At 59.2% G+C, this 24,466-nt stretch carries 22 protein-coding genes; 12 read left to right on the top strand and 10 right to left on the bottom strand.

Features of this window, described 5'->3' with window-relative positions; all coding sequences use genetic code 11:
• Positions 1–114: 114 nt before the first annotated feature.
• Positions 115–1,734 (bottom strand): AMP-binding protein, encoded by a 1,620-nt coding sequence (locus tag ACFDSS_RS03615; protein ID WP_375254399.1) that lies wholly within the window; start codon positions 1,732–1,734, stop codon positions 115–117.
• 363 nt (positions 1,735–2,097) lie between these two features.
• On the opposite strand from ACFDSS_RS03615, the gene ACFDSS_RS03620 reads away from it, so the two are divergent.
• Entirely contained in the window at positions 2,098–2,760 is a 663-nt protein-coding gene (locus tag ACFDSS_RS03620) for a response regulator transcription factor (protein WP_375254400.1), read from the top strand.
• Positions 2,757–4,142 carry a sensor histidine kinase gene (locus tag ACFDSS_RS03625; protein ID WP_375254401.1) on the top strand — a complete coding sequence of 462 codons (1,386 nt, stop codon included), beginning with the start codon at positions 2,757–2,759 and terminating at the stop codon, positions 4,140–4,142. Before ACFDSS_RS03620 ends, ACFDSS_RS03625 begins: the two co-directional genes overlap by 4 nt.
• Here ACFDSS_RS03625 and ACFDSS_RS03630 read toward each other — a convergent pair.
• The gene (locus ACFDSS_RS03630; RefSeq protein WP_375254402.1) at positions 4,122–5,114 is read right to left on the bottom strand and encodes a YcjF family protein; all 993 of its coding nucleotides are present in this window, start codon (positions 5,112–5,114) and stop codon (positions 4,122–4,124) included. The two genes, ACFDSS_RS03625 and ACFDSS_RS03630, sit on opposite strands and share 21 nt — an antisense overlap.
• Complete coding sequence (locus tag ACFDSS_RS03635) at positions 5,111–6,523, bottom strand: YcjX family protein (protein ID WP_375254403.1); 1,413 nt, start codon at positions 6,521–6,523, stop codon at positions 5,111–5,113. The genes ACFDSS_RS03630 and ACFDSS_RS03635 overlap by 4 nt, the downstream gene beginning before the upstream one ends.
• Before the next feature lie 95 nt (positions 6,524–6,618).
• Here ACFDSS_RS03635 and truA point away from each other — a divergent pair, with 95 nt between their 5' ends.
• Positions 6,619–7,386 carry a tRNA pseudouridine(38-40) synthase TruA gene (gene truA, locus ACFDSS_RS03640; RefSeq protein ID WP_375254404.1) on the top strand — a complete coding sequence of 256 codons (768 nt, stop codon included), beginning with the start codon at positions 6,619–6,621 and terminating at the stop codon, positions 7,384–7,386.
• Here the strand turns inward: truA and ACFDSS_RS03645 are convergent.
• Positions 7,383–7,925 carry a hypothetical protein gene (locus ACFDSS_RS03645; RefSeq protein ID WP_375254405.1) on the bottom strand — a complete coding sequence of 181 codons (543 nt, stop codon included), beginning with the start codon at positions 7,923–7,925 and terminating at the stop codon, positions 7,383–7,385. The genes truA and ACFDSS_RS03645 overlap by 4 nt on opposite strands.
• Complete coding sequence (locus tag ACFDSS_RS03650) at positions 7,901–9,550, bottom strand: hypothetical protein (RefSeq protein WP_375254406.1); 1,650 nt, start codon at positions 9,548–9,550, stop codon at positions 7,901–7,903. Before ACFDSS_RS03650 ends, ACFDSS_RS03645 begins: the two co-directional genes overlap by 25 nt.
• Positions 9,551–9,652: 102 nt before the next feature.
• On the opposite strand from ACFDSS_RS03650, the gene ACFDSS_RS03655 reads away from it, so the two are divergent.
• From ACFDSS_RS03655 to ACFDSS_RS03665, 3 genes are all read left to right on the top strand, one after another.
• Positions 9,653–11,473 (top strand): autotransporter assembly complex family protein, encoded by a 1,821-nt coding sequence (locus ACFDSS_RS03655; RefSeq protein WP_375254407.1) that lies wholly within the window; start codon positions 9,653–9,655, stop codon positions 11,471–11,473.
• Positions 11,473–15,723: a translocation/assembly module TamB domain-containing protein gene (locus ACFDSS_RS03660; protein WP_375254408.1), complete on the top strand. Its 4,251-nt coding sequence runs from the start codon at positions 11,473–11,475 to the stop codon at positions 15,721–15,723. The genes ACFDSS_RS03655 and ACFDSS_RS03660 overlap by 1 nt, the downstream gene beginning before the upstream one ends.
• Before the next feature lie 80 nt (positions 15,724–15,803).
• Positions 15,804–16,373 (top strand): hemerythrin domain-containing protein, encoded by a 570-nt coding sequence (locus ACFDSS_RS03665; protein WP_375254409.1) that lies wholly within the window; start codon positions 15,804–15,806, stop codon positions 16,371–16,373.
• Between the two features lies 1 nt (position 16,374).
• Here ACFDSS_RS03665 and ACFDSS_RS03670 read toward each other — a convergent pair whose 3' ends face one another.
• Entirely contained in the window at positions 16,375–16,737 is a 363-nt protein-coding gene (locus ACFDSS_RS03670) for a dihydrodipicolinate reductase (protein ID WP_375254410.1), read from the bottom strand.
• A 79-nt stretch (positions 16,738–16,816) separates the two neighbouring features.
• Entirely contained in the window at positions 16,817–17,626 is an 810-nt protein-coding gene (gene dapB, locus ACFDSS_RS03675; protein WP_375254411.1) for a 4-hydroxy-tetrahydrodipicolinate reductase, read from the bottom strand.
• Between the two features lie 96 nt (positions 17,627–17,722).
• On the opposite strand from dapB, the gene rbfA reads away from it, so the two are divergent.
• Positions 17,723–18,118 (top strand): 30S ribosome-binding factor RbfA, encoded by a 396-nt coding sequence (rbfA, locus tag ACFDSS_RS03680; RefSeq protein ID WP_375254412.1) that lies wholly within the window; start codon positions 17,723–17,725, stop codon positions 18,116–18,118.
• Positions 18,118–18,834 carry a phosphodiester glycosidase family protein gene (locus ACFDSS_RS03685; protein WP_375254413.1) on the top strand — a complete coding sequence of 239 codons (717 nt, stop codon included), beginning with the start codon at positions 18,118–18,120 and terminating at the stop codon, positions 18,832–18,834. Before rbfA ends, ACFDSS_RS03685 begins: the two co-directional genes overlap by 1 nt.
• Positions 18,835–18,852: 18 nt before the next feature.
• Here ACFDSS_RS03685 and ACFDSS_RS03690 read toward each other — a convergent pair whose 3' ends face one another.
• Both ACFDSS_RS03690 and ACFDSS_RS03695 read right to left on the bottom strand, forming a co-directional pair.
• A complete protein-coding gene (locus ACFDSS_RS03690) occupies positions 18,853–19,257 on the bottom strand; it encodes an NUDIX hydrolase (protein WP_375254414.1) in 405 nt (134 codons plus the stop codon).
• Positions 19,254–19,892: an SGNH/GDSL hydrolase family protein gene (locus ACFDSS_RS03695; RefSeq protein WP_375254415.1), complete on the bottom strand. Its 639-nt coding sequence runs from the start codon at positions 19,890–19,892 to the stop codon at positions 19,254–19,256. Before ACFDSS_RS03695 ends, ACFDSS_RS03690 begins: the two co-directional genes overlap by 4 nt.
• A 108-nt stretch (positions 19,893–20,000) precedes the next feature.
• On the opposite strand from ACFDSS_RS03695, the gene ACFDSS_RS03700 reads away from it, so the two are divergent.
• From ACFDSS_RS03700 to ACFDSS_RS03710, 3 genes are read left to right on the top strand one after another with little or no spacing between them, the layout of a single operon-like run.
• The gene (locus ACFDSS_RS03700; protein WP_375254416.1) at positions 20,001–20,912 is read left to right on the top strand and encodes a tetratricopeptide repeat protein; all 912 of its coding nucleotides are present in this window, start codon (positions 20,001–20,003) and stop codon (positions 20,910–20,912) included.
• Between the two features lie 26 nt (positions 20,913–20,938).
• Complete coding sequence (locus ACFDSS_RS03705) at positions 20,939–21,580, top strand: LON peptidase substrate-binding domain-containing protein (RefSeq protein WP_375254420.1); 642 nt, start codon at positions 20,939–20,941, stop codon at positions 21,578–21,580.
• The gene (locus ACFDSS_RS03710) at positions 21,577–21,756 is read left to right on the top strand and encodes a Trm112 family protein (RefSeq protein ID WP_375254417.1); all 180 of its coding nucleotides are present in this window, start codon (positions 21,577–21,579) and stop codon (positions 21,754–21,756) included. Before ACFDSS_RS03705 ends, ACFDSS_RS03710 begins: the two co-directional genes overlap by 4 nt.
• Before the next feature lie 23 nt (positions 21,757–21,779).
• Here the strand turns inward: ACFDSS_RS03710 and ACFDSS_RS03715 are convergent, their stop codons facing one another.
• Positions 21,780–22,988, bottom strand: coding sequence for a UbiH/UbiF/VisC/COQ6 family ubiquinone biosynthesis hydroxylase (locus ACFDSS_RS03715; RefSeq protein WP_375254418.1), 1,209 nt, complete (start codon positions 22,986–22,988; stop codon positions 21,780–21,782).
• 79 nt (positions 22,989–23,067) lie between these two features.
• Here ACFDSS_RS03715 and ACFDSS_RS03720 point away from each other — a divergent pair, with 79 nt between their 5' ends.
• Entirely contained in the window at positions 23,068–24,399 is a 1,332-nt protein-coding gene (locus ACFDSS_RS03720) for an amidase (protein WP_375254419.1), read from the top strand.
• Positions 24,400–24,466: the final 67 nt, after the last annotated feature.

Genomic DNA, 24,466 nt, shown 5'->3' on the forward strand with positions numbered 1-24,466 from the left:
GCTTTTTCAAAGGTAGACGCTTTGCCGTCAGGATCAAACCTGTCGTGCATAAATGTGATGCCAGAGCCCTTCACACCGAGGGTCGTGATGATGCCAGCAAGAGGCATGAGAGCATTACGTCTTTGGGCGTAATTCTGCCCGGATGATCTTGCCTGTGGTGGTCATCGGCATCCTGTCGATGAACCGCACCACACGCGGGAATTCGTATGCGGCCAGCCGCGTCCTCACATGGTCTGCGATTTCATCGGCGAGCATCTCTGTGCCGTCGATCCCGTCACTGAGTTGGATAAACGCCGCGACAACCTCGCCTCTGATCGGGTCGGGCAAACCGATCACGCCAGCTAAGTGCACCGCTGGATGCGTAATGAGGCAATCTTCGATTTCAGCAGGCCCGATGCGGTACCCCCCCGAATTGATGATGTCGTCGTCGCGTCCGATAAACCGGATCCGACCGGACGCTGTCTTGCAGCCTTTGTCACCGGTCAGCAGCCAGTCATGCCCGTCAATGCGGATGAATTTCGCCGCCGTCGCCTCTGGATTGTTCCAATAGCGCAAGAGCATCACCGGATCGGGGGCACGCACCGCGATGCTGCCTTCCGCGTCAATGGCGCAGATGCTGGCGCTGTCTTCGTCAATGATATCAACGATATGACCCGGTACCGCAAAGCCCGTCACCCCCGGCTCGGCCGGTGCGAGTGCGCCACAGGATGAGACGATCATGTTGCATTCGGTCTGCCCGTAAAATTCGTTGATCGTGGTACCAAAGACCTCCTTTCCCCAGGCAATCAGCTCTTTGCCCAAGGTTTCGCCGCCACTTGCAACGGACCGCATGGGCACAGGTTCTGCCGGGGTATCGCGCCGCATCAACTTCAGTGCGGTCGGTGGTAAAAACGCATTGGTAATCCCTTGCGAACGGATCAGATCAAAGGCTGCCTGCGCTGTGAATTTTTTGAACCTGCAGGCAACAACAGGCACCCCGTGATGAAGCGCCGGCATGAGCACGTCCAGCAGGCCCCCGATCCATGCCCAATCGGCGGGCGTCCATATTATATCACCCTGTTGGGGGAAGAAATCATGGCTCATCTCCACGCCGGGCAGGTGCCCCAAAAGGACGCGATGCGCATGTAACGCCCCTTTGGGCGCGCCCGTCGTGCCGGAGGTGTAAATCAAAATCGCAGGATCATCCACCAGCGTATCCTTGGGCGTAAAGCTTGTCTCTGCCCGTGCGCAGGCGGAGCGGAAACAGGCGGCATTCGGTTGTGGCCCATCAATACAGAGGATCTGTCGCAAGTCAGGCAGCGCATCCGCGATGTCCGCGATGGCCCTGGCGCCAGCGGCATTTGTGATGATGACCCTTGCGCCTGCATCTTTCAGGCGATGCAGAAGTGCCTCGGGCCCGAAAAGGGTGAACAGCGGCAGTGAAATCGCTCCCAACTTGGTGATCGCGATATGGCCCGCAGCGGTTTCTACACATTGCGGTAAAAGTACTGCGACCCGGTCGCCAACCGCCGCGCTCTGTGTCAGGACATTTGCCAGTTGATTGGACAGATCGCGCAAAGCAGAAAAGCTGTAGGTGGTGGTTTTTCCATCGTCGGCGACATCAATGATGGCCGTCTTGTCGGGCGTGCGCGCTGCGTGTTTGTCGCAGATATCCACACCGATATTGTAATGCCCGGGGATGTCCCAGCCAAAGCGGTCGTAGGTTTCGCGAACGGAGTTGTATTGTCTTAGCATTTTGCGAGCGTGACCAATTGTCCAGATACTGTCAATTTGCCCCAGTGTCCGTAATACGAACTACGCTAATCATTGGTTGGCAGAAATGATTTTTGGTGACTGAGCCGAAATTGCGGCTGCTTCTTTTCCTTTTCCTTTTCCTTTGCCTTTGCCTGCTTGGCAGCGCGCTACTCCCGGCTTTTGCCGAATTGCAGGTTTTGTCGCAGGCGGAGTTGCGTGCCGCTGTCAGTGAAGAACGTGCATTGGGCGGCAAGCGGATCATAAGGTGGCAATCTTTTGATCGAATAATGCTCTAGGTTGAATGGATTGTATAGATCTGGGTAATCGCCTAAGTTCTGCCATGAACATTTCTTAGTCGGCTGTATGCGCATTTTGATAGTAGAAGATGAGCCGGTGCTTGCCGGACAGATTAGGAAGGTTCTGTCGGGTCAGGGCCTGGCCGTTGATCTAGTGACCGATGGCGTCGAGGCCTATCGCGCCGCCAGCGCCCGCGCCCATGATATGATCCTGCTTGATCTTGGATTGCCAAAAATGGATGGCATGAAAGTCATACGCGCGCTCCGCGCCGATAGTATTGATACGCCGGTTATGGTCCTGTCAGCACGCAATGATTGGGCGGATCGCGTTGCAGGGCTGGACGCTGGCGCTGATGATTACGTTACCAAGCCATTCCGTATGGAAGAACTTCTGGCCCGCGTGCGCGCCTTGCTGCGCCGCAAGGCCGCTGACCAGAATGCGGTGCTGACACGCGGTGATCTGGTGTACGACAGCCGGACAAATATCGTGACTGTAGATGGGGAGACGGTCAATTTGACAGCCAATGAGATCGCGATCCTGTCTTACCTTTTTCGCAATCAGGGTCGGCTGGTTTCCGGCGCGGAACTGGCCCGCTTCATTTACGCGAATGACTTCAACTTGCGGTCGAACACAATTGCGGTCTTTGTCAACAGGCTACGCAAGAAACTGGGGTCTGATTTGATTAAGACCGTGCGTGGCCGCGGCTATGTCATCAAGTCCGGCAAATGAGATCCCTGCAAGCAAGTGCCCTGACCGCCGGAGCCTTCTGGGGCGCTTTCACGATTATCCTCTGTGCGGTGGCACTGTTGTCATATCTCGGTAAGCAATCGGAAGACCGTTTTCAAAGGCTGGTCGAGGCGCGGCATACACAGGTTGCCGCTGCTGTTGCCAACTACAATAAAGAGCCTGATTTCCTTGCGACCGCGATTTCAAATCCAGTTTATCAGCGCCCATTTTCAGGGCGGTATTGGCAAGTGACAGCACCGGACGGGACGCTCTATTTGTCGCCTTCGCTGGTCGATGAAACATTACCAGCTGTCACCGGTCGTGCGGAAGGGGACGGCAAAGAAATTATCACAGGCCCGGCTGGGCAACGCGTTCTGCGGATCGCGCATGTCATGACTTTTGACAATGGCGCGCAATGGTTGGTTGAAGCGGCATCGTCGCTGGAGGATTTGGACCGGGAAACAGAGACTATTCGCAGCAGCCTGCTGACGGCGCTGGCGATTGTCTTTGTGATCGGCACGGTCGGCTGTGTCATGTTGGTGCGCGGCATGATCCAACCGCTGGAGCGTCTTCGCAAGGATGTAGCGGCACGCTGGATGCAAGAAGACGGATTGGACGAAAGCGCCTATCCGGTTGAGGTGGTCCCGCTGGTCGCGGACATCAACACGCTTCTTCGCGGCAACCGTGATATTCTGAGGCGTGCGCGCAGGCAGGCAGCCGACCTTGCACATGCAGTCAGAACCCCGTCGGCGATCATGCGCAACGAGCTGGCCCAATTGCATGCAAGCGGTGCCGATGTGACTGAGGCGGTGAATTCACTGGACCGGTTGGACGCGCAATTGCAGCGCGCCTTTGCGCGGGTCCGTGCAGATGGTGCCGGTGCAGGCAGTGCCGCGTTCGCCGATGTGACCGAAATCTTGCGCCGACTTGACCGTGCTTTCACAGCACTCGCGCGCAATGCTGACAAGCGGCTTGAGGCAGCGATCGCCCCCGGTTTGCGCTTGCGCATGGATAGCTCTGATCTGGAGGAAGCCCTTGGTAATCTATTGGATAACGCGCTGAAATACGCCCATAAGTGCATTCAGATATCGGCCTGGCAAGACGACGACAAGGCCTTGATGGTACGCATTTCAGACGACGGCCCGGGGATTGATCCAGATGATCTTGCGCGTGCGCTTGATAGTGGTCAACGGCTTGATACCCGCCAATCCGGAACGGGGCTTGGACTTGCGATCGCCACGGACCTTGTGCAGGCTTATGGGGGCTCAATCACGCTTGCGCGGAGTGATACCCTCGGCGGGCTTTCGGTGACTGTCCGCCTGCCGCCCGCCGTTGCACCGGCGCTGGCCGCAGATCAATTCGGATCAGCCGTTGCGGCCCAATAGCCCGGTCAACGACCGGCCAACCAAGCCACTCACGCTTGGCTTCTTGCGCGTCTGAAACGGCAGCGGGCGGCAGACCTCCATTGCGGCCACACCGACACGCGCCGTCAAGGCGCCATTCACCACACCTTCGCCGAAGCGCCGAGAGACCTTCGACAGCATTCCACCGCCGGCGACAGAATTGATTAGATCGTCTCCGACTGCGACGGCACCGGTGGCGACCAGATGGGTCAGAACGCTGCGGGTCAGACGCCAACTGCCCAAGGTCCCCGAACGGCCACCATATATCTGTGCGATCCGCCGGATCATCCGCAAATTGGCAGTCAGCGCCGTGAAAAGATCAGCCAGCGCCAAAGGCACAATCGCGGTAACGGTCGCGACCTGCCGCGCGGCCGCTTCAATTTCGCGTTGGGCCTGCGCATCCAAAGGAATGAGGACAGCGGTTTCCGCCAGCCCCAACAGGCCCTGCGCATCAAGTATTTCGCTCTGGCGCGCCGCCAATTCTGCACGCCCCCAAGAGGTGTCGTCGCGTGCGGCGTAAAGCGCGGTGAGCTGCGTAATCACCCCCCGCGCGGCGACCAGATTGTCGGCAGCAAGAGCCTCAGTCGCGCTATGCTGGATCCGGTCGAGTTTGCGCAGCCGCCCAAAGGCCGCTGCTTCGCGCAGGGCGATCACCGCCAGAATCAGACATAGCAGCGCGATCAGACCCGTTGCGATCCCGCCCAAGATCGGCGAACGCGCCAGAAGACCGTTCACATAATCCCATGCCGCGAGCGAGACGATAAATCCGACCAACGCGATGCTGAGCGACCAGAACCAGCGCGCAAGCCGCGACGGTCGATGTGTTGCGATCGCCGCCACATGCTGCATGGCTGCGCCTTGTGGAGGATCCGAGATGTCGGGAACCGCAGGGGCAATATCCGGCTTCGCGGCCTCGCCATCACCGAGGTCGATCAGAACTGGGCCTTTGGTCATAGCCGATCCCCCAGCAAGAATTCTGCCGCCTTATCAAGCCGGACATGTGGAGGACCATCACCGGGTCTGCGCGACAAAGCGGCAGGGGCAAACCGCATGATTTCATAGTCGACATCCAGCCATTTTTCCGACCCTTCTCGCGCTGGCGAAAGGAGGTGCGCGGGATCGTCAGGAAGCGCGCCAGGATAAAAAGCCGCCTGCCTGCCCGTGTCGCGCAACCGCCCCCGGACGACATTAAGCTCTTCGCCATCGTGGGTCATCGTGTCCTCAACGGTCGTGCGCAGGGCCGCGATCGACATTGCCGCAGTCGTAGCCCCCGCGTAGTCCGCGCGATCAACCGCGTCGCGGAGCAGTGCCTTGGTGATTGCGGTCAATTGCGGGTGTTGGGTGTGATGAAGATGGTCGGCTTTGGTGGCTGCAAAGAGGATCTTTTCAACCCGGCGTCCCTTGAAAATACGCGCCAGAAAGTCGTTGCGGCCCGGTCTGAAGGCCCCAAGGATCCGCGCCATCGCGCTGCGCAGATCGTCAAGCGCTGCTGGCCCTGCGTGAATGGCGCCCAACACATCGACCAGCACAATCTGTCGGTCAATCTTGGCGAAGTGATCCCTGAAGAACGGCTTCACGACATTGCGTTTGTAGCTTTCAAAGCGCCTTTGGAACTCGTACCCCAATGATCCGCGCATGTAAGCCCCGTCAGGCAGCGGCGCAAAAGTCAGAACCGGAGATCCGGCAAGATCACCCGGTAACAAGAACCGCCCGGGGGAGCAGTCGGAAAAGCCGGCGGCACGTGCCTCTTGCAGATGAGACGTGAACGTCTCCGCGATCTCCTGTGCCAGTGGTTCGTCCAAGGCGATTGTGGGGTCAACGCCGTTGATAAACGCCGTCAGCGCTTGTCCCCCCGGGCGCCGCGCCGCCCGTTCGAGCGCGCTTTGCGACCACGCCGCAAAGTCCAGATCCAGTAACCCAAGGTCCAAGAGCCACTCGCCGGGATAATCCACGATATCGACATGCACTGTGCGCGGCCCGGAAAGGCCTGACAAAAGTCCACTTGGCTGCACCCGCAAAGACAGCCGCAATTCGCTGATTTGGCGCGTGCCGGATGGCCAGCCCGGGTTTTGCGACGTGAGTTCTGCCAGATGCTTTTCAAAGGCGAAGCGCGGCACCGTATCATCGGGTTGCGGTTGCAGATAGGCGGTTTGGATCGCACCATTTGCAGCCGCTGCAAGCTGCGGCATCCGCCCCCGGTCCATGAGATTGGCAACCAATGACGTGATAAAGACGGTCTTGCCTGCGCGTGATAGTCCCGTCACGCCTAGCCGGATCACGGGGTCAGTGAACGGGGCAGATACGGTGTCAGCAACACCGGTCGCGGTGCGCATGATCTGATCGGCAATTGATGTGATGACCAAAGCGGCCCCTTTCTGCGATTGGAAGAAAGATAGTGTCGCGGATGCCGGATGTGTAGGGATTGATTTTAGAGGGTCCTCCCCCTAATCGGGTGGTTATGCCGCGTTATGCCCTTCTTGTTGAATATCATGGCGCCCCATTTGCGGGGTGGCAGCGTCAGCGTGACCAACCGTCAGTCCAAGGCGCAATAGAGGCCGCTTTGGCCAAATTGGAGCCCGGAGAACACACAATTGCTGCCGCAGGGCGCACCGATGCCGGGGTCCATGCGACAGGGCAGGTGGCCCATTGTGATTTGGTGCGTGATTGGGATCCTTTTCGCCTGTCAGAGGCGCTGAATTATCATCTCAAGCCTGCGCCAGTGGCGATTTTGACTTGTGCTGTGGTTGACGATGAATGGCACGCGCGGTTCGACGCGGTTGAGCGTCGGTATCTCTTCCGCCTGATTGCCCGCCGCGCGCCTTTGACGTCTGAAGCGGGCCAGTTGTGGCGCGTAAACCATCCGCTTGATGCTGTGGCGATGCAGGCAGGTGCGGATCAGCTGATAGGACAGCATGATTTCACCACGTTCCGGTCATCAATTTGTCAGGCCAAAAGCCCGATCAAGACGCTTGAGGCGTTGCGTATTGAAACCGTCGCACGCCCCTTCGGGACAGAGTATCGCTTTCACGTGCGCGCCCGGTCCTTTTTGCATAATCAAGTCCGCAGCTTTATCGGCACACTTGAACGTGTCGGCGTGGGGGCGTGGTCCCCTGACGATGTCGGTGCAGCACTGGCCGCCAAAGATCGCGCGGCCTGCGGGCCGGTCAGCCCGCCGCAGGGTCTCTACCTTGCGCAGGTACGGTATCCAACCAACCCTTTCGCCTAGTCGTTATCCGTCAGCCCCGCACCTGCCCCTGCCAGCCGCGATGCGTCCGTTTCAGGCACATATGTGTTCGCGGCATAGCGCGCCCAGGCTGACCAGTCGGCATCGGGAATTACAACCGGCTTGCAAGTGCCTGGAAGAACGGTCGTATCACTGCGTGTCAGATCCAACCCTTCCCAACGCAGTGCGACGCCGTCTTCCGCCAAGAACGCCCCCACCATTGGCGCATGACACGGGTCGGCCAACCGCGCCGTGTCATAGCCCATCGCAAATGCATCCCGCAGCGCAGGCGCGACCAAAGCGGCTTGCCCCGACTGCACCGTCACCGCATCTGCGCCCCAGTCGAGCGCAAGCGGTGAATAGGGTTCTTCCAGCGCGCGCGTGATGAGGCTGACATTGCCGCCAGTGGCGGCAAGATAGATCGCGACGCGGCCCAAATCCTCTGCTTGTCCCAGCGGAATACACGCCCCGCGCGCGGCCTTTTGTGCCATGCCGCCGATCTCATTGAGGGCAAGCATCACAGCGACGCAACTGGCAGCCACCAGTCGTCGGCGTTGTCCAGCTCATCAAACAGCGGCGCGCCCTGGGCCAGCGTGATCCGCGTCCAGCGGTCTGATTTTGGATCAAATTTTGCGGCCCCAAAGAATGCCAGCTTACAGCGGAGTAGATCAATCGGCAGGCAGTCTTTGCCGATCAGGTTGTCGCGAATTTCTGCATAAGGGTGCCGCCCGAGCGTTTGCACGCGACGTGCTGCCGCACGATGCTGTGGGTTTTCGACCAAGAACCGGCCCACGGGCATATCGCTGTCGGGCACATCTCGCGCCAAGGCTTTGACCTGCCGTCCGATATCAAGTGGCGACTCGCGCTCAGCGCCAACTTCGATATGACGGCTGCCTAGGCGCGGCTCGAGCTTTTCTTCCGAAACGTACCAGAATTGCGCACATTCGCGGGCATCATCGTAGTCAATCGCGCAGGCCCAATCCCAGTCTCTGTCGATCATCGAAGTCAGCTCACTGTATGGCATGGACGGGTCCAATGTGGGGTGGAAGGGCGTCGCCATGCAGTCCGTAAGGCCGTCGATAAGCTCTCCAAACGGTTCCAGCATTAAGGCGGCAATAAGCTCTTGGGTATCGACGGACCATTGCGCGCTTTGCGTCAGGATCGAGTCGATGGGATGCTGGGATGTCAGCGCATCAGGGGTCAGTGTCGCCGCAAACGCCGGCCATTCGCGGCGCAGCGTTGTGATGCGTTCCGCCGCAATTTCGTCAGGGACGTTCCATTCCGCCAGATGTTGGGCCGCGCGGGTGACGAGCGCGTATATCCGGCTGATTTGGGCCGCATCAAGGCTGGGGATCGCGCGGACCCGCGCAACCGCGGTTTCGCGGACTTGCATCCATGCATCCAGCAGCATCGGGTGGTTCACCAAAAAAGGCGCCATGCCCAACCCGGTCGAATTCCCGATCCCGAGATGCCGCTTGGCCTCACGCGACAATTCAGCGCCACCAACGTGTTCAGCCAGGTCGTGGGTAAAACCGCGGATCAGCCAAACGGTCAGCATTTCCGCCATGAAAGGTCCGCCCATAAACGGGCGTTTTGCGATATGTCCGCGGTCTGCAATGCCGAATTTACCGTTGCCGTAGACGGCCGTCGTGCGCATCAGATAACCAGTCTCACGGATCTTGTCGGCATTGGGTTGCTGTCCGGCGCGCAAGGCGTCGATCACATGATTGAACAGACGCACGGATTTGTTCGCACGGCTCAGGACAAGATCGCGGGCAGTAAAGCGGGCGGCTTCCTGCTGGGGCGCCGTGGCTACGACGCGGTCGATTTCCGCCTGCGACGGAATGCCGTCGTAAAGCACATAGGTGGTGTCCCAAGCCGTTGCGATCACCCGGTCGGTGCGCATTTCTGGCGGCAAATCGGTCGAGACCGCAATGAGCGTATAGTCAAATCCGCCGAGGCGTAGATGATAGGTTGCATGGCCATAACCGTTCGCGTCCATCACCCAGACCGGGCGTGTCACCTTGACGTTGTCCGATGCCAACGCGCGCATCAGGGTCCGCAAGAATGACAGACGCGTCGGAAAAGACGCCCCCATGCGCCGCAATCGCATCACGGTGCCGGGTGGGCGCATGGGCATCTGGGCAGGTGGCGGGAAATCCTTCATAGGGTCAAATTATGCGCATTTCGGAGGTGCGCCTAGCCCAAAAACGACGCACCCACCGCGAAGTGAATGGCCAATCGTGGCGGCAAAGGTTAGACCAGTCACATGTTGAATTGTTTGCCCTCGTTGTCCGCAAAATTGCGCCGCGTGCATCGCAAACTTGCAGGTTTTGTGGTTGCTTTTGGTGTGTTGGGAACGGTTACATTCGCGCAAGAGGTTCGGCTGGTGGCTGATGCCGCACGTGGCGCACTCAATCAGGCGTCCTTGTTGCGTGCCTTGGATGACACGGCTGTCCCTCAGGATTATATCGCGGCCGCCCGCGCGGATTATCGGCGGTTGCTGACGGCGCTTTATGCGCAAGGTTACTACGCAGGCCAGATTTCGATTACCATTGACGGAATAGAGGCCGCCAATATCGCACCTCTCGCGGCACCGCAGTCGATTGATGAGATTATCATCACCGTTGTGCCTGGCCAGTTGTTTACCTTTGGTGACGTGCGCATTTCGCCCTTGCCCCCCGGAACCAGCCTGCCGCAGGATTTGGGGCCGCGGCGTGATGCGGCCTCCGGTGAGATCCAGAACGCCGTGCGTGGTGCGCTGCTCAGTTGGCGCGCGCTGGGTTATGCGAAGGCCACTGTTGGCGCGCAGTCGATTTCTGCCCGCCATGCGGATGCAAAACTGGATGTCGCGGTCGCGTTGGATACCGGGCCTCGCCTGACATTTGGCCCCTTGTCCGTCACTGGAAATGAGCGCGTTTCGGCAGATCGCCTGCGTGAAATTGCAGGGCTTCCTGTGGGGGAGGTCTATTCGCCCGAAGAAATCGCCCGTGCAGAACGCCGTCTGCGGCGCACCGGCACATTTTACAGTGTCGCATTGACCGAAAGCGACACAATCGCGGCGGATGATACACTTGCGATCAACGCGCAGGTCGCAGAGGCAGACTTGAGACGCATCGGTGTCGGCGCAGAGGTTTCAACCACCGAAGGGTTGACGCTTTCAGCGTTTTGGCTGCACCGCAACTTCTTTGGCGGGGCAGAGCGGTTCCGCACGGAGGCTGAGGTGTCCGGCATCTCGGGGGAAACCGGCGGCGTTGACTACCGGATCGGCGCAAACCTGACGCGCCCCGCGACCTTTGGGCCTGATACGGAGTACTTCATCACCGGTGAAATCTCCCGCGAGGACGAGCCTGAATTCTTGCTCGACAAGATCGGCTTTGAGACCGGGTTCTCGCGCATTTTGTCGGATGATCTTACGGTACGTGCTGGCATAGGCCTGCTGCGTGCGCGTGAACAAACAGATATTGAGACCCGCGAATATACGCTCTTGACCTTTCCGCTCGATGGCACGCTCGACCGGCGGGATGACCCGACGAATGAGCACGAAGGCTATTTCCTTGATCTCAGTATGACCCCTTTCATAAGCATCGGTGGCGATATCGCGGGGTCCCGTCTCTACGGGGATGCACGTGTCTTTCGCACGGTGGGCGAGGCACAGAAGTTAACCCTTGCCGCGCGTGGCCAGGTCGGCAGCGTCTTGGGCGCATCTTTGTCCGAAGCGCCAGCGGATTTTCTGTTTTATTCCGGCGGTGGCGGAACTGTGCGCGGCCAACCATATCAGTCGCTCGGTGTTGATACCGTGGAGGCGGCGGCAACGGTCACCAGCGGCGGCACCTCTTTCATCGGTGCCCAGCTTGAGGCGCGTTATCTCGTGCGCGAGAAAATCGCGTTGGTCGGGTTTTACGACTTTGGCCATGTCGGAGAGACGGCAACGCCGGGGGAGGGTGGTGATTGGCACGCCGGTGCTGGCATTGGTCTGCGTTATGACACCGGCATCGGCCCCATCCGACTGGACCTTGGCACACAGGCAAGTGGTGACGACGCCGCATCCGGTTTGCAGGTCTACATCGGGATCGGGCAGGCGTTTTGATGCGGATTTTGCTGATATGTGTCCTGATTATTGCGCCTCTTTTCGCAGCGGCGCAGACCCAAGAGGAAGAAGACAAAGGCTATCTGACAACCCTGATCGAGGACAATCTGTCAGGCGCTACGCGTGACATAAACATCGTGGGTTTTGCCGGCGCTCTGCGTTCCGAGGCGACGATTGAGCGGCTTACAGTGGCCGATGCGGACGGTGTCTGGCTCACGCTTGAGGACATCGTCCTGAGTTGGAACCGCCGTGCATTGCTGCGGGGTGCGATTGATGTGCAGGCATTGCGCGCGGCGCGCATTACCGTCGCCCGCCCCCCCTTGGCAGAGAACAGCGGTCCTGCGCCGGAGGCCGCCCCTTTTGCACTGCCTGAATTGCCGGTCAGTGTGACCCTTGGCGCGCTCGACATAGCTGAGATCGTGCTGGGAGATGTGTTTCTCGGTGAAGAGGTAAGGCTGTCGCTGACGGGCGATGCCCAACTGAGCGGGGGCGAGGGTGCCGCGAATGTCATCGCGACCCGCCTTGGTGACAAGACAGGCGTATTCGCGGTCAACGGCAGTTACGTCAATGAAACGCGTTTCCTCGATTTGCTGCTGAAGGTCGATGAAGGGCCAGATGGCATCGCAGCGCGGCTGCTCGAATTGCCCGGTCGCCCTGCCATTGCGCTGGAGGTGGCAGGCGCTGCACCACTGGATAATTACGCCGCGACCCTGGCCATTGGCACCGATGGGCAGGACCGCTTGAACGGCAATTTTGCACTGCACGAAGATGTAGATGGCCAGACCATCACGCTGGACGTCGCGGGCGATATCTCGCCCCTGTTTGCGGCAGAGTATCAGGGCTTTTTCGGCGACGACACCAGTCTGAATGTCGAAGTGGTGCGCGTTGGCGGGGCGGTGGCCATCCCGTCGCTTGCATTGGATGCCGGACGTGTCGCGTTGAACGGAGAGATCCTGATCGATGCCGACGGCTGGCCAAGTCTTATTGATCTGCGCGGCGGCATCACGCCGGTGGGCAATGCACCCGTTTTGCTGCCTGTTTCCGGCCCGAAGACCTTTGTTGATGGCATGGATATTGTTGTGGCCTACGATGCGCGGCGGGACGATCAATGGCGTGCGGAGATTGGGATCGCCGGTTTCACCCGCCCGGGTCTGGCGATTGATGCGCTGACTTTGCAGGGCGGCGGTTTGCTGCGCAGTGGTACGGGATTTCAAACCGGGGCTTTCACGATTGATCTCGACTATGGAGCATCGGGACTGCAATTCGCCGATACCGGCGCTGCCGAGGCGCTCGGTGATGCGGTGCAGGGTGAACTTGTCGCCGCGCGTCTTGAAGGGCAAAGCACGAATATCTCTCGTTTCACGCTGAACGGCGCAGGACTGGATGCCAGCTTGCAGGGCACAATCGCCGGGCCGGACGCTGGATTTGAGAGTGATCTGACTTTGAACGCTGACATTTCAGGATTGTCGCGCTTCGCAGCACTTGTCGGTCAGGAGATCGCAGGCGGCGCGCAAGTGGAATTGCGCGCTCTTGTGACGCCATTGCAGGGGCTCTTTGATTTCACCGTTACCGCTGTGACGGATAATCTGGCCGTGGGGGTTGAGCAGGCGGATGCGGTGCTGGCCGGAGCAGGTCGTATAGATCTGCGCGCTGTGCGTGACACCGCAGGCACGCGTCTGGAACGGCTTGATGTGCGCACAGATGCGGCGCGCTTTCAGGGCAGCGCCGATCTGACCAGTAGCGGCGCCGATGCCACCATTCAGGGCCGCCTGAACGAACTTGGCATTGTCGTGCCAAAGCTTGCAGGCCCGGCAACCGTGACTGGCACCCTTCGGCAATCCACCACAGGCGAGATTGCCTTTGATGTGGAGGGCACTGGCCCCGCCGTGGTGATTTCGGCGAAAGGCACCACGACGCCTCAGGCTGCGTTGCAAAGCATAGCGGCGGAACTGACCGCGCAATTCACCGATCTCAGCCAATATACGGCTATCGCCGGGCGGCCTTTGTCGGGTGCGGTCACCTTGTCGGCAGAGGGATCATTGCAAAGTGACCTGTCGCAGGTTGATGTGCGCTTTGCGGGAACATCAGACGCGCTTGAAACCGGCATTGCACGGCTCGATCCCCTGCTGGCAGGCAGGGGGCAATTCAGAGGTGGTGTTGCCCGGCAAGGCGAAGACAGGTTTGCGTTGCGCGATCTGGATGTCCGCTTTCCCGCCATGACCCTGACCGGTGATGCGGATGTCTCACGCGACGGATCGAATACGGCAGATATTGCTTTCCGCCTCAGTGATGCGGCGCTGCTCGACCCCGGTCTGGCGGGGCCGCTGACGTTGACAGCACTGGCAAACCCCGCGCCCGACGATGCCACGGCTGCCCAGATCGCGCTGCGCGGTCCGGGCGCGGATATCGCGGTTGATGCGGTGATTGCGTCGCCCGCACAAGACCGCGAAGTCAGGGGCGACGTGACAGCAAATATCGAAAATCTCGCGGTCTTTGCGCCGCTCATCGGGCAGCCTGTTTCGGGGCAAATCGAGCTTACCGCATCTGGCAATCTGCTGCCTGATCTGAGTACCTTTGAAGCCCAAGTGAACTTGCGCAGTGACGACCTTACGGTTGGAAATACGACCTTGGACCCACTTTTGGCGGGAACTGGTCTTATCAACGCAACGATTGCTCTGGCCGATGGCGTGCTTGGCGTGCGCACCTTGGAGGTATCGACCAGAGAGGTTTCGATTGTGGGCGCGCTCAATGGTGCGGCGGGTTTCGGTCAAGGGCGGTTCAACGCCAGTTTGCGCGATGTTGGCGTGCTGACAGATCAGATCAGCGGACCAGTCCGTGCACGCGGTGCGGCTTCGCTTGATGAACAGGGGAATTGGGGGATTGATGCCACGGGCACCGGCCCCGGTGGGTTGGCGGCTGAAATTGTCGGCCAAATCGCACAGGACGGAAACCTTTCTATTGATGTGGATGGAAGCGCGCCTTTGGCATTGGCGAACAACGCCATTGATCCGCGCCGCTTGAGTGGTTTGGCAAACTTTGACCTCAACGTGAACGGTCCGCCTGCCTTGTCCTCGCTCGCAGGGCAGGTGACGTTTTCAAATGGTCGTCTGGCAGCACCCAATCTGGGCCAGGCACTAAGCAATATCGGAGGGCAGATCGCATTGACGGCGGGCCGGGCGCAGATCAACCTGACCGCACAGGTTGAAGGCGGCGGCGGCATCGCCATCGATGGACCGCTCGTACTGGCCAGCCCCAACCAAAGCGATATCACGATTTCGCTCGACAATGTCGTTCTTCAGGATCCCGATCTGTACCGCACAGAAGTGTCCGGCACGGTGAACCTGAACGGGCCCTTGCAGGGCGGTGCGACTGTCATGGGTCGACTGAACTTGGGGCAGACGGATGTGCAGGTGCCGTCTTCTGCCATCAGCAGCCTTGGCGCATTGCCTGACGTCACCCATGTGGGCGCGTCGCCTGCGGTGCGCCGCACACTAGACCGTGCAGGGCTGATTGAAGACCCCCAAGAGCGCGCGACGCGTGGCGGCGGCGGTCGCGCATACCCGCTTGATATCGTGATTGATGCGCCTGCAAGGATTTTCATCCGTGGCCGCGGCGTTGATGCAGAACTTGGCGGGCAACTCAGCATTGGTGGCACGTCCGACGATATCATCCCGGTCGGGCAGTTTTCACTCGTGCGGGGACGGATTGATATTCTGCAACAGCGTTTTGAATTGACCGAAGGCGTTGCCAGCCTTCAAGGGGATTTTGAGCCGTTCATCCGCCTTGTTGCGACAACCGAAAGTGAAACCGGAACCACGATCAGCATCGTGGTGGAAGGCCCCGCAGGTGCGCCGGAGGTGAGCTTTATTTCTGTCCCTGAATTACCGCAGGATGAAGTCTTGGCCCAGCTTATTTTTGGCCGAGATCTGCAAAGCATTAGCCCATTTCAGGCGGTTCAGCTTGCAGCGGCGATCAGCACGCTTGCAGGGCGCGGTGGTGGCGCTCTGGATCGGCTTCGCGAAGGTGTCGGGCTTGATGATTTTGATGTGACGACGGATGAAGAAGGCAATGCCGCCGTCCGCGCAGGCAAATACCTGTCTGACAATGTCTACACCGATGTAACCGTCACCAGCCAAGGCGAAACAGAGATCAACCTCAATCTCGACCTGACAGATGAGATCGTCGCCAAAGGCAGCGTCAATCAAGATGGCGAAACCGGGCTTGGTCTGTTTTTCGAGCGGGACTATTGACCCGCGAATTTGGACGTTGTGGCGCTGGATGACGTGCGCGCCGATCCTACGCAACACACCGCACGCTTGAAGGAGGTCACATGAACAATCTCGCCCTTGCCGACCGAAAGAAACTTCCTGACGCGCTGCGTGTCCTGTTGGAGGACTACCCGCGCGACGGATGGGAGCTGGACCCCGGATTTGATGGGTTGGTGCGCTTCTGGCTTGACCGCCATCTGATGTTCCGGCGTCTGATGTCCGAGATGGGTAGCGCCACCGAAGTTTTGCTGGACAGTAAAATCCAGCCGGATCGTTATGCTGCGACGCTGTCGCGTTATGGCGGGATGTTTGTGAACGGTTTGCATGAGCATCACACGATTGAAGACAGCTACTATTTTCCCAAGCTGGCGACAAAGGACAAACGGATTCAAAAGGGGTTTGATATCCTCGACAAGGATCACCACGATCTGGATGCTTTGCTTTCAGATTTCGTGGGCGGTGCGAATGGGGTTATTCACGCAAGCGCTGATGCTGCGAAGCTTCATGAAGCTGCGGGCAAATTTCACAAAGAGTTGCGCAAACTGCAAGGCCTTCTGGACCGACATCTCGTGGATGAGGAAGAGCTTGTGGTGCCGGTGATCCTGCGTTTTGGTGCGGCGGGTCTGGGCTAGCTTATCGCAGCCGGAAGGACGCTGCGGCGCCCGCACCCTGATCGACAGTGAAGCGAATGCGTTCTTCGCCGCGGGCTTCGACCAACTGGCAGTTATACGGGATCGGGTCACCGCCCCAGCTCAGTTCGCGGCAGAAATACCCATCCTGCCATGTCCAGTTGCCCTCGATGTCCCAACCAATGGCAGAGCCCGCGATCCGGCCCTCTTCAAGCACATTCAGGCGGACACCGTAAAAGACATTGCGCAGCTCTTTGCCATCCACCAATGCGATGAATGTGTCCTTTTCTTTCACAGGCACATAGGCGTCCGCCCATGCAGGCGCTGTCAGGATTGTCAGAACAAGGGCGAGAACTGCTTGCTTCATTACGGCACCTTTGACGCGTTTCTGTCCTAGATACGCATCAATTGCCGGTCCGGTTCACTTTGGGGGGCGTCTTCGGGAATTATATACCCAAGACATCCAGCATATCGTATTCACCGGGGCCCTTGTCCTGCCCCCAAAGTGCCGCTTTCAAGGCGCCGCGCGCAAAGATTGCACGATCGGTCGCGATGTGGCGCAGTACAATCCGCTCCCCTGCGGCTGCGAAAAGCACATCGTGTTCGCCCACAATATCGCCACCCCGAATGGCGCTGAAGCCAATATCGCCCTTGTTGCGGGCACCCGTGATCCCGTCACGTCCGCTGTCGCTGACATCCCTGAGCGACACACCACGCCCTTCGGCAGCCGCTTCGCCCAGCATCAAAGCCGTGCCTGAGGGGGCATCGACTTTCTTGTTGTGATGCGCCTCAATCACTTCGATGTCGAAATCATCGTCCAGTGCTGCGGCCACCCTTTTGGTCAACTGGACCAGCAGGTTGACGCCCAAGGACATATTTCCGGCGCGCACAATCGGCGCATGGCGCGCGGCCGCATTGATAGCTTTGAGGTCATCTTCGGACAATCCGGTCGTTCCGATGACATGCACGGCGCGCGCTTGCGCGGCCAGTCCAGCAAATGCGACTGTGGCGGCCGGCGAGGTGAAATCGATGACGGCCTGGGCCTTGGAAAACACTTCGACGGCATCGTCAGAGACGTTCACGCCAACGGCTTGCCCGCCCATGGCCGTGCCCACATCCTGACCGATCCAATCGTGTCCCGCGCGCTCTAACACGCCGACAAGACGGCATTTGTCTGAGGCCAGAACGGTCTCGATCAACATTTGGCCCATCCGCCCTGATGCGCCGGTGATAGCGATGCCCGGTGTCTCTGTCATGGTTCCGCTCCTTTCTCGTTGCCCTCTCTTAGCGGGGATTGCCCTTGACGCAAAGCCTTGCTTGGCAACGGCGCGCGCAGCGATTACATGACGGGTATGGCTAAGAAATCAAACAGAGACGGCAAGGCCCCGACGCAGCGCATGTTGCGCGTCGGTGAAATGATCCGTCGGACCCTTTCAGACGTGCTGCAACGTGGCGATGTCCACGACGAAGATCTTGCGCGCATGTCGATCACAGTGGGCGAGGTGCGCATGACACCCGATCTAAGCATTGCGACGGCTTTTGTTCTGCCCTTGGGTGGCAATGAAAAGGAAGAAGCCTTGGCGGCCCTGCGCCGCAATCGCTATGAGATCCGGCATTTGGTCGTCAAAGGCGGCACGATGAAATTCGCCCCGGAGTTGCGTTTTGAAATTGACGGCACCTTTGACCAGATGGATGCCACCCGTGCATTGCTGGCAGAGCAGCACGTGCGGCAGGATATCGACGACTGATGCGCTGGCTCTGGGTCGCGTTCTGTCTTTGGGCGGTTCCGGCCGCTGCGGTGACATGTGAGAATGTGACATATGATGGCAACAGCTATGCGGTATGCACCGTTGACGTTCCCAATGAAAATCTGCGCCTCTTTTACAAAGACGCCGATGGCGACCTGATCGGCAATTTTCGCGCGATAGAGCGGCAGCCCGGTGTCGCCCAGCTTGATTTCTCCATGAACGCAGGCATGTATCATCCCGATCGCAGCCTTGTGGGGCATTACATTGAAAACGGTGTTGAGGCGATGCGCGTGATCCCCAATGCCGGGCCCGGCAACTTTGGGATGCTGCCCAACGGCGTATTCTGCATCAACGACGACAGTGCGCAGATCTTTGAAACGCGCGCTTATCTCGATCAAGAACCGGTATGCCGTGATGCGACCCAATCGGGCCCGATGCTGGTGATTGATGGCGCGCTGCACCCGAAATTTTTGCCGCAAAGTACCTCACAGTTCATCCGCAATGGTGTTGGTACCTCAGCAGATGGCGGCACAGCAGTCTTTGCAATCTCGAACAACGCGGTGAGTTTTTACGAATTTGGTCTCTTTTTTCGTGATTACCTGCAAATGCCCAACGCACTCTATTTTGACGGCAAGGTCTCAAGGCTATTCGCGCCTGCGTTAGGCCGGAGCGATTTTGGCTTCCCCTTGGGGCCGATGGTGGCCGTGACCCAGTAAGGTCGATTGAAGGGCATCCTATATATTCAGCAGATCGATGATCTTTTGCAGGTTTGGGCTTTGGGGCAGGGATTGCGCCTCTTGCGGGGTGCACCATCTGGCATCGCTGACGTCGTCTGCGGCCAAAGGTGCGCCGCTGACATAGTCGCAGCGCACGGCGGCCAATAGATAGTGAAACCTGACCGCGCCATTCGCATCATGCAGGATCGCGTCGATATTGGTAAGGTAGCTGCGCGGCTCGGCAATGACGCCGGTTTCTTCGCGCAACTCGCGCGCTGCCGCCAAAAGCGCCGTTTCCCCAAACTCCACATGGCCGCCAGGAAAGCCCCAGGTATTGGCATGGGGTTCGTTCTTGCGTTTGACGAGCAGGAGCCGCCCCTCGTGAGCCACCACAGCGATTGCGCCAAGCTTGGGGCGTTTCATAGGCTGCGCACTTTTTCAGCCAGAGCAACACCGAGCGTTTGGTGATCTTGCGCCGCAATATGCACCCCGTCGATCGGGCTGACGCTTACATGCGCGCCTGCATCAAAGAACGGCAACCCCCAATGCGCGGCCAATGCGCCCATCAGTGGCGCAAAGCTTTGGGATTTCTCAGCCGCACCCATTTGCGTGTCGCGGTAGGTACCCTGTTCCGTTGTGGGTGGCGGTGCAATGATGAGGATATCAAAGCCCCCATGCCGCGTTTGGTATGGCTCTGACCGCGCGATGGCCAGAAGTGCTGCAAGCCCGCCAACAATCTGTTCTGCGGTGCGGGCGTGATGTGTTTGGGCGTCATTGGTGCCAAGCATGATCGTGAGCAGATCAATCGGACCGTGCCCCTCCAACGCGATGCGCAGACCAAGCTGGCCATCCATATGCGCCCCCATAACCGGGTCTGCGAGGCTGGTTGTGCGCCCGGGCAATCCGGCCTCGATCACCTGCCAATCGTCGCCCAAGGCGCGCGCCATAATGCAGGGCCAGCGCGTATCCGGGGCAAAGCGCCGGTTCTCTCCGGGGGCTTTTGCAGGCGGTGTGCCGTAGGTGTTACTATCGCCGAAAGTCAGGACTGTTTTTGCCATGCCAGCAGGCTAGGCCGCGCAGCGGTGATCGTAAAGCGTCATTGCCCCTTGGACTTGCGGCACTTTGCGCACATATAAGGCGCAAGTTGGATATGAATGGAGACGAATATGCTCGAACTGGATGCCACCGCAAATGCACCCGCTGACATGATTAAAGACGGCACAGATGCGAGCTTTGCGACCGATGTTATCGAAGCGTCACAGACCGTTCCGGTAATCGTTGATTTCTGGGCGCCTTGGTGTGGGCCTTGCAAGACACTTGGGCCGGCAATCGAAGCCGCTGTGACCAAGGCCGGTGGCCGGGTGAAACTTGTCAAGATCGACGTGGACGCCAACCAAGCCTACGCAGGGCAGTTGCAGGTGCAATCCATCCCCACGGTCTACGCCTTCTTTGAGGGGCGGCCTGTGGATGGTTTCCAGGGTGCGCTGCCGCCCTCTGAGATTGATGCATTCGTTGAAAAAATCGCCGCGATGGCAGGTGAGCCGGAAGATGATGACCTGAGCGCGGCAATCGAAGCCGCAGAGCAGATGCTTGAAGAAGGTGCGGCAGCAGACGCGGCAGAAACCTTCGCGGCAATTCTGCAAGAAGATCCCGCAAACGCGGCCGCATATGCGGGCCTTGTGCGGGCTTATCTGGCACTTGACGATGTGGACCAGGCCGAGGCGATCCTGAACGGTGCGCCAGCCGAAATATCCACAGAGCCGCAGCTTGAGGCGGTCCATGCCCAAATCATGCTCGCGCGGGAAGCTGCGAATGCAGGTCCGGTGGCGGAATTGCAGGCGGCTGTTGGGGCAGCACCTGACAACCATCAGGCGCGTTTTGATCTTGCGGTTGCGCTCCATGCAAATGGTCAGATCGAAGACGCCGTGACCGAATTGCTTGAGCTTTTCAGCCGTGATCGCGAATGGAATGACGGTGCCGCCAAAACGCAGCTTTTCAAGATTTTCGATGCACGCGACGCCAAAGATCCGATTGTGCTGAACGGGCGGCGAAAACTCTCGTCGCTGATATTTGCCTGATCGCAAGAACGGCCTATCTTTCAATGATGATTTCAAAGACCGATCTGCCTGATGTAATTCCTGTGTTCCCCTTGCCCGGCGCGCTGCTGCTGCCGCGCACGCGGTTGCCGTTGCATTTGTTTGAGCCGCGCTATCTGGCGATGCTGGATGACACGTTTAAGACGTCGTCGCGCTTGATCGGTATGGTGCAACCCTTTGAAACGGCAGATGGCTGCGATCGGTTGCATTCGATCGGTTGCGCGGGCAAGGTCACGGCCTTTTCAGAAACCGACGACGGCCGCTATATGATTACGCTCGCGGGTGCCTCGCGGTTTCGGGTGATCGAAGAGGTAGAGGGCTTCACGCCCTATCGCCGCTGCAAGGTGTCGTGGTCCGGTTTTGAAGACGATCTCGGCCCGGTTGAGAAAGACCTGAGTTTCAACCGCCCCGTCTTCATGGATGCGCTGGGCCGATATCTGACGGAACAGGGGCTGTCGACTGATTGGGAAAGCCTCGGCGAAGCTGAGGATGAATTGCTGATTAATTCGCTGTCAATGCTCTGCCCGTTTGAGCCGGAAGATAAGCAGGCATTGCTCGAAGCGCCCTCCTTGACCACGCGCCGCGAAACGCTCATGACTTTGATTGAATACGCCCTGCGTGGCGGATCAGGTGATGAGGTCATGCAATGAGCGAAGCAGTTTTCGACCCCAAAATGCTTGAAGCGTTGGTGTGTCCGATGACGCAGGACACGCTGGTTTATGACGCTGAAAAGCAAGAGTTGGTCAGCAAAAAGGGCAAGGTGGCATTCCCGATCCGCAACGGTATTCCGGTGATGTTGATGGATGAGGCGCGGGCACTGGAGTGATCGACAAGCCCTTTGCCGGTCATTCACCGCATCAAACGCGGTAATTCACCCGTCAGACCCGCTGCTTCGCGGATAAACCCCCGCCGCAGGCCAGGTGCAGCATTCACGACGCCCATTCCGATATCACGCGCGGCGCGCAGCAGGGGATTATCGTTGGAAAACAGTTTGTTGAACGCGTCCGTTGCCAACGCAAGCGTTGCCGTATCGAACCGCCGCCATTGCTGGTAGCGCGCCAACGCCTGCGCGCCCGCGATATCCTCACCGCGTCCGCGTGCGCTTTCAAGAACATCAGCCAATGCAGCCACGTCACGCAGACCAGCGTTGAGACCCTGACCGGCAATCGGATGCACCCCGTGCGCTGCATCGCCGATCAGCGCCGTGCGGTCTGCGATGAAGCTATTGGCCAATGTCAGGTTCAGCGGATAACTGAACCGCGCGCCTGTCAGACTGATTTCGCCCAAGAAGCTGCCAAAGGCGGGGCGGAGAGCATCCAGAAAATCCGCGTCGTTCATGGCGATAAGTTCGGCCGCCCGCTTTTCGCTCTCACTCCACACGATTGAGCTGCGGTCTTTGGTCAGTGGCAAGATGGCCAATGGTCCATTTGGCATGAAGAACTGATGCGCGATCCCGCCATGAGGCTTTTCGTGCTTGACCGCGCAAACAACCGCCGTCTGCCCGTAATCCCAGCCCGTCCGTTTGATGCCTGCACGCGTGGCCGTCCCGCTTTTGCGCCCGTCAGAGCCCACAAGCAATTTCCCCGTCACCATTTTGCCAGAGGCAAGCGTGACACTTGCGCCCCCAATATCAGTGCTTTGCGCGATCACTGTTTCTTCCGAGAGTTGCGTGATTAACGGATTCGCCATCAGCGCATCCAGGAATGCGCGCCGCAGATGCCTGTCCTCGACCATGAACCCCATCGGGCCTTCTTCGATTTCGGCATGATCGAAATGCATCATCCACGGGCTCGGCCCTTCGCCAGCACGCCCGTCTGTGACTTTGATTTCAAGCATGGGTTGCGCATTGTCGCGCACCGCATCCCAAACGCCAATCCCGCGCAAAAGCCGCATCGAGGCATGGGCAAGCGCGTAGCTGCGCCCGTCGAAATCGGGGCTGTTGCGCGTATCGAGCGGTAGGCTGTCGATGATTGTGACAGTGAAACCGGACTGCGCTGCTGCCAGTGCGAGGGCCGGTCCGTTCAACCCGCCACCTACGATGATTAGATCATTCTCCATATCCTGCAATATGCGCTCTCAGACGGGATTGTCCATGCGCCGCTTGGCCGCTACCTTCCTGCAAAATCAGGAGACACAAATGCAAGACTGGCGATGGATGACGGCCGCAGATCTGGGGCGCGCGATCGGGGCGGGGGATATTGATCCCGCCGCCCTGACAGAGGTCTATCTGGAAGCGATTGACGCGCATGAATTTCGCGACCGCATCTATGCGCGTGTCACCCACGACCGCGCCCGTGCCGAAGCCGCCGCCGCATCCGCGCGTGCGCAATCGGGACTGCGCCGCGGGCCATTGGACGGGGTGCCGATCTCTTGGAAGGACTTGTTTGATACGGCCCGCATTGGCACCGAGGCAGGTACCGCTTTGATGGCTGGCCGCATACCCGATGAAGACGCGGAGGTTCTGAAAGCCGCGACATCTGCGGGACTGGTCTGTTTGGGCAAGACCCATATGTCGGAGATTGCTTTCTCGGGCTTGGGGCTTAATCCGATCACGGCCACGCCGCCTTGCCTCAATGACCATGATGCGGTGCCAGGCGGGTCTTCATCGGGGGCAGGTGCCTCTGTCGCGTTTGGATTGGCGGTGGCGGGCATTGGGTCTGATACCGGCGGATCGGTTCGTATTCCTTCGGCGTGGAATGATCTGGTGGGTCTCAAGACAACGCATGGGCGGCTTTCTTTGGATGGCACGGTGCCGCTCTGTCTGACGTTTGACACGATTGGCCCACTCTGCCGATCCGTTGAGGATGCAAACCTGCTTTTGGCTGCATTGGAGGGCAGTCAGCCTGCCGATCTGGATGGCGTCAGCCTTGCGGGGAAGCGCTTCATGGTCCTCGACACGATTGTGCCTGATGATGTGCGCGACGCCCCGCGTGATGCGTTTGCCGATGCGGTGGAGCGCCTCAAAGCCGCCGGAGCGCAGGTGGAACATCGGTTTTTCGCGCAACTCTTTGATGCGTTCAATGTTGCGGGCAACCTTTATGCGGCCGACAGCTATGGTTGGTGGCGCGATCTCGTGGAAGCCAACCCCGATAAGATGTTCCCGCAAATTCTGGAACGCGTCCGGGGTGGTCAAACTGTGACAGGGCCTGACTTTTGCGCAGGCTGGAACATGCTGCGTGACATTCGCAAGCAATATGCCGCTGAAACCGCGCAGTTCGATGCCGTTATCATGCCAACCGCGCCGATCTTGCCGCCGAATGCGGAACGTCTTTTGACGGATGATGCGTATTACAAGTCAGAGAACCTGCTTGCTTTGCGCAATACGCGCGTGGCGAACCTGATGGATACCGCGTCGATGACACTGCCCACGGGCGTGCCGTCTTGTGGGATCATGTTTAATGGGCAGAACGGGAATGAAGCGCAGTTATTGCGCGTCTGCGCGGCGGCAGAGCGGGCGCTGGCGAAGTAGAACGCGTGACCGATAGGTCGCGCAGCCCCCGACCCTCCCCACGGGAGGGGGCTTCACCCCCACCCAG

Source organism: Yoonia sp. (assembly GCF_042093035.1).
Taxonomy (GTDB): Bacteria; Pseudomonadota; Alphaproteobacteria; order Rhodobacterales; family Rhodobacteraceae; genus Yoonia.

Excerpts from the sequence above, each read along its gene's own strand:
- ACFDSS_RS03615 (WP_375254399.1), bottom strand. The coding sequence starts at position 1,734 with ATGCTAAGACAATACAACTCCGTTCGCGAAACCTACGACCGCTTTGGC.
- ACFDSS_RS03620 (WP_375254400.1), top strand. The coding sequence starts at position 2,098 with ATGCGCATTTTGATAGTAGAAGATGAGCCGGTGCTTGCCGGACAGATT.
- ACFDSS_RS03625 (WP_375254401.1), top strand. The coding sequence starts at position 2,757 with ATGAGATCCCTGCAAGCAAGTGCCCTGACCGCCGGAGCCTTCTGGGGC.
- ACFDSS_RS03630 (WP_375254402.1), bottom strand. The coding sequence starts at position 5,114 with ATGACCAAAGGCCCAGTTCTGATCGACCTCGGTGATGGCGAGGCCGCG.
- truA (WP_375254404.1), top strand. The coding sequence starts at position 6,619 with ATGCCGCGTTATGCCCTTCTTGTTGAATATCATGGCGCCCCATTTGCG.
- ACFDSS_RS03650 (WP_375254406.1), bottom strand. The coding sequence starts at position 9,550 with ATGAAGGATTTCCCGCCACCTGCCCAGATGCCCATGCGCCCACCCGGC.
- ACFDSS_RS03655 (WP_375254407.1), top strand. The coding sequence starts at position 9,653 with ATGTTGAATTGTTTGCCCTCGTTGTCCGCAAAATTGCGCCGCGTGCAT.
- ACFDSS_RS03660 (WP_375254408.1), top strand. The coding sequence starts at position 11,473 with ATGCGGATTTTGCTGATATGTGTCCTGATTATTGCGCCTCTTTTCGCA.
- ACFDSS_RS03665 (WP_375254409.1), top strand. The coding sequence starts at position 15,804 with ATGAACAATCTCGCCCTTGCCGACCGAAAGAAACTTCCTGACGCGCTG.
- ACFDSS_RS03670 (WP_375254410.1), bottom strand. The coding sequence starts at position 16,737 with ATGAAGCAAGCAGTTCTCGCCCTTGTTCTGACAATCCTGACAGCGCCT.
- dapB (WP_375254411.1), bottom strand. The coding sequence starts at position 17,626 with ATGACAGAGACACCGGGCATCGCTATCACCGGCGCATCAGGGCGGATG.
- rbfA (WP_375254412.1), top strand. The coding sequence starts at position 17,723 with ATGGCTAAGAAATCAAACAGAGACGGCAAGGCCCCGACGCAGCGCATG.
- ACFDSS_RS03685 (WP_375254413.1), top strand. The coding sequence starts at position 18,118 with ATGCGCTGGCTCTGGGTCGCGTTCTGTCTTTGGGCGGTTCCGGCCGCT.
- ACFDSS_RS03690 (WP_375254414.1), bottom strand. The coding sequence starts at position 19,257 with ATGAAACGCCCCAAGCTTGGCGCAATCGCTGTGGTGGCTCACGAGGGG.
- ACFDSS_RS03695 (WP_375254415.1), bottom strand. The coding sequence starts at position 19,892 with ATGGCAAAAACAGTCCTGACTTTCGGCGATAGTAACACCTACGGCACA.
- ACFDSS_RS03700 (WP_375254416.1), top strand. The coding sequence starts at position 20,001 with ATGCTCGAACTGGATGCCACCGCAAATGCACCCGCTGACATGATTAAA.
- ACFDSS_RS03705 (WP_375254420.1), top strand. The coding sequence starts at position 20,939 with ATGATTTCAAAGACCGATCTGCCTGATGTAATTCCTGTGTTCCCCTTG.
- ACFDSS_RS03710 (WP_375254417.1), top strand. The coding sequence starts at position 21,577 with ATGAGCGAAGCAGTTTTCGACCCCAAAATGCTTGAAGCGTTGGTGTGT.
- ACFDSS_RS03715 (WP_375254418.1), bottom strand. The coding sequence starts at position 22,988 with ATGGAGAATGATCTAATCATCGTAGGTGGCGGGTTGAACGGACCGGCC.
- ACFDSS_RS03720 (WP_375254419.1), top strand. The coding sequence starts at position 23,068 with ATGCAAGACTGGCGATGGATGACGGCCGCAGATCTGGGGCGCGCGATC.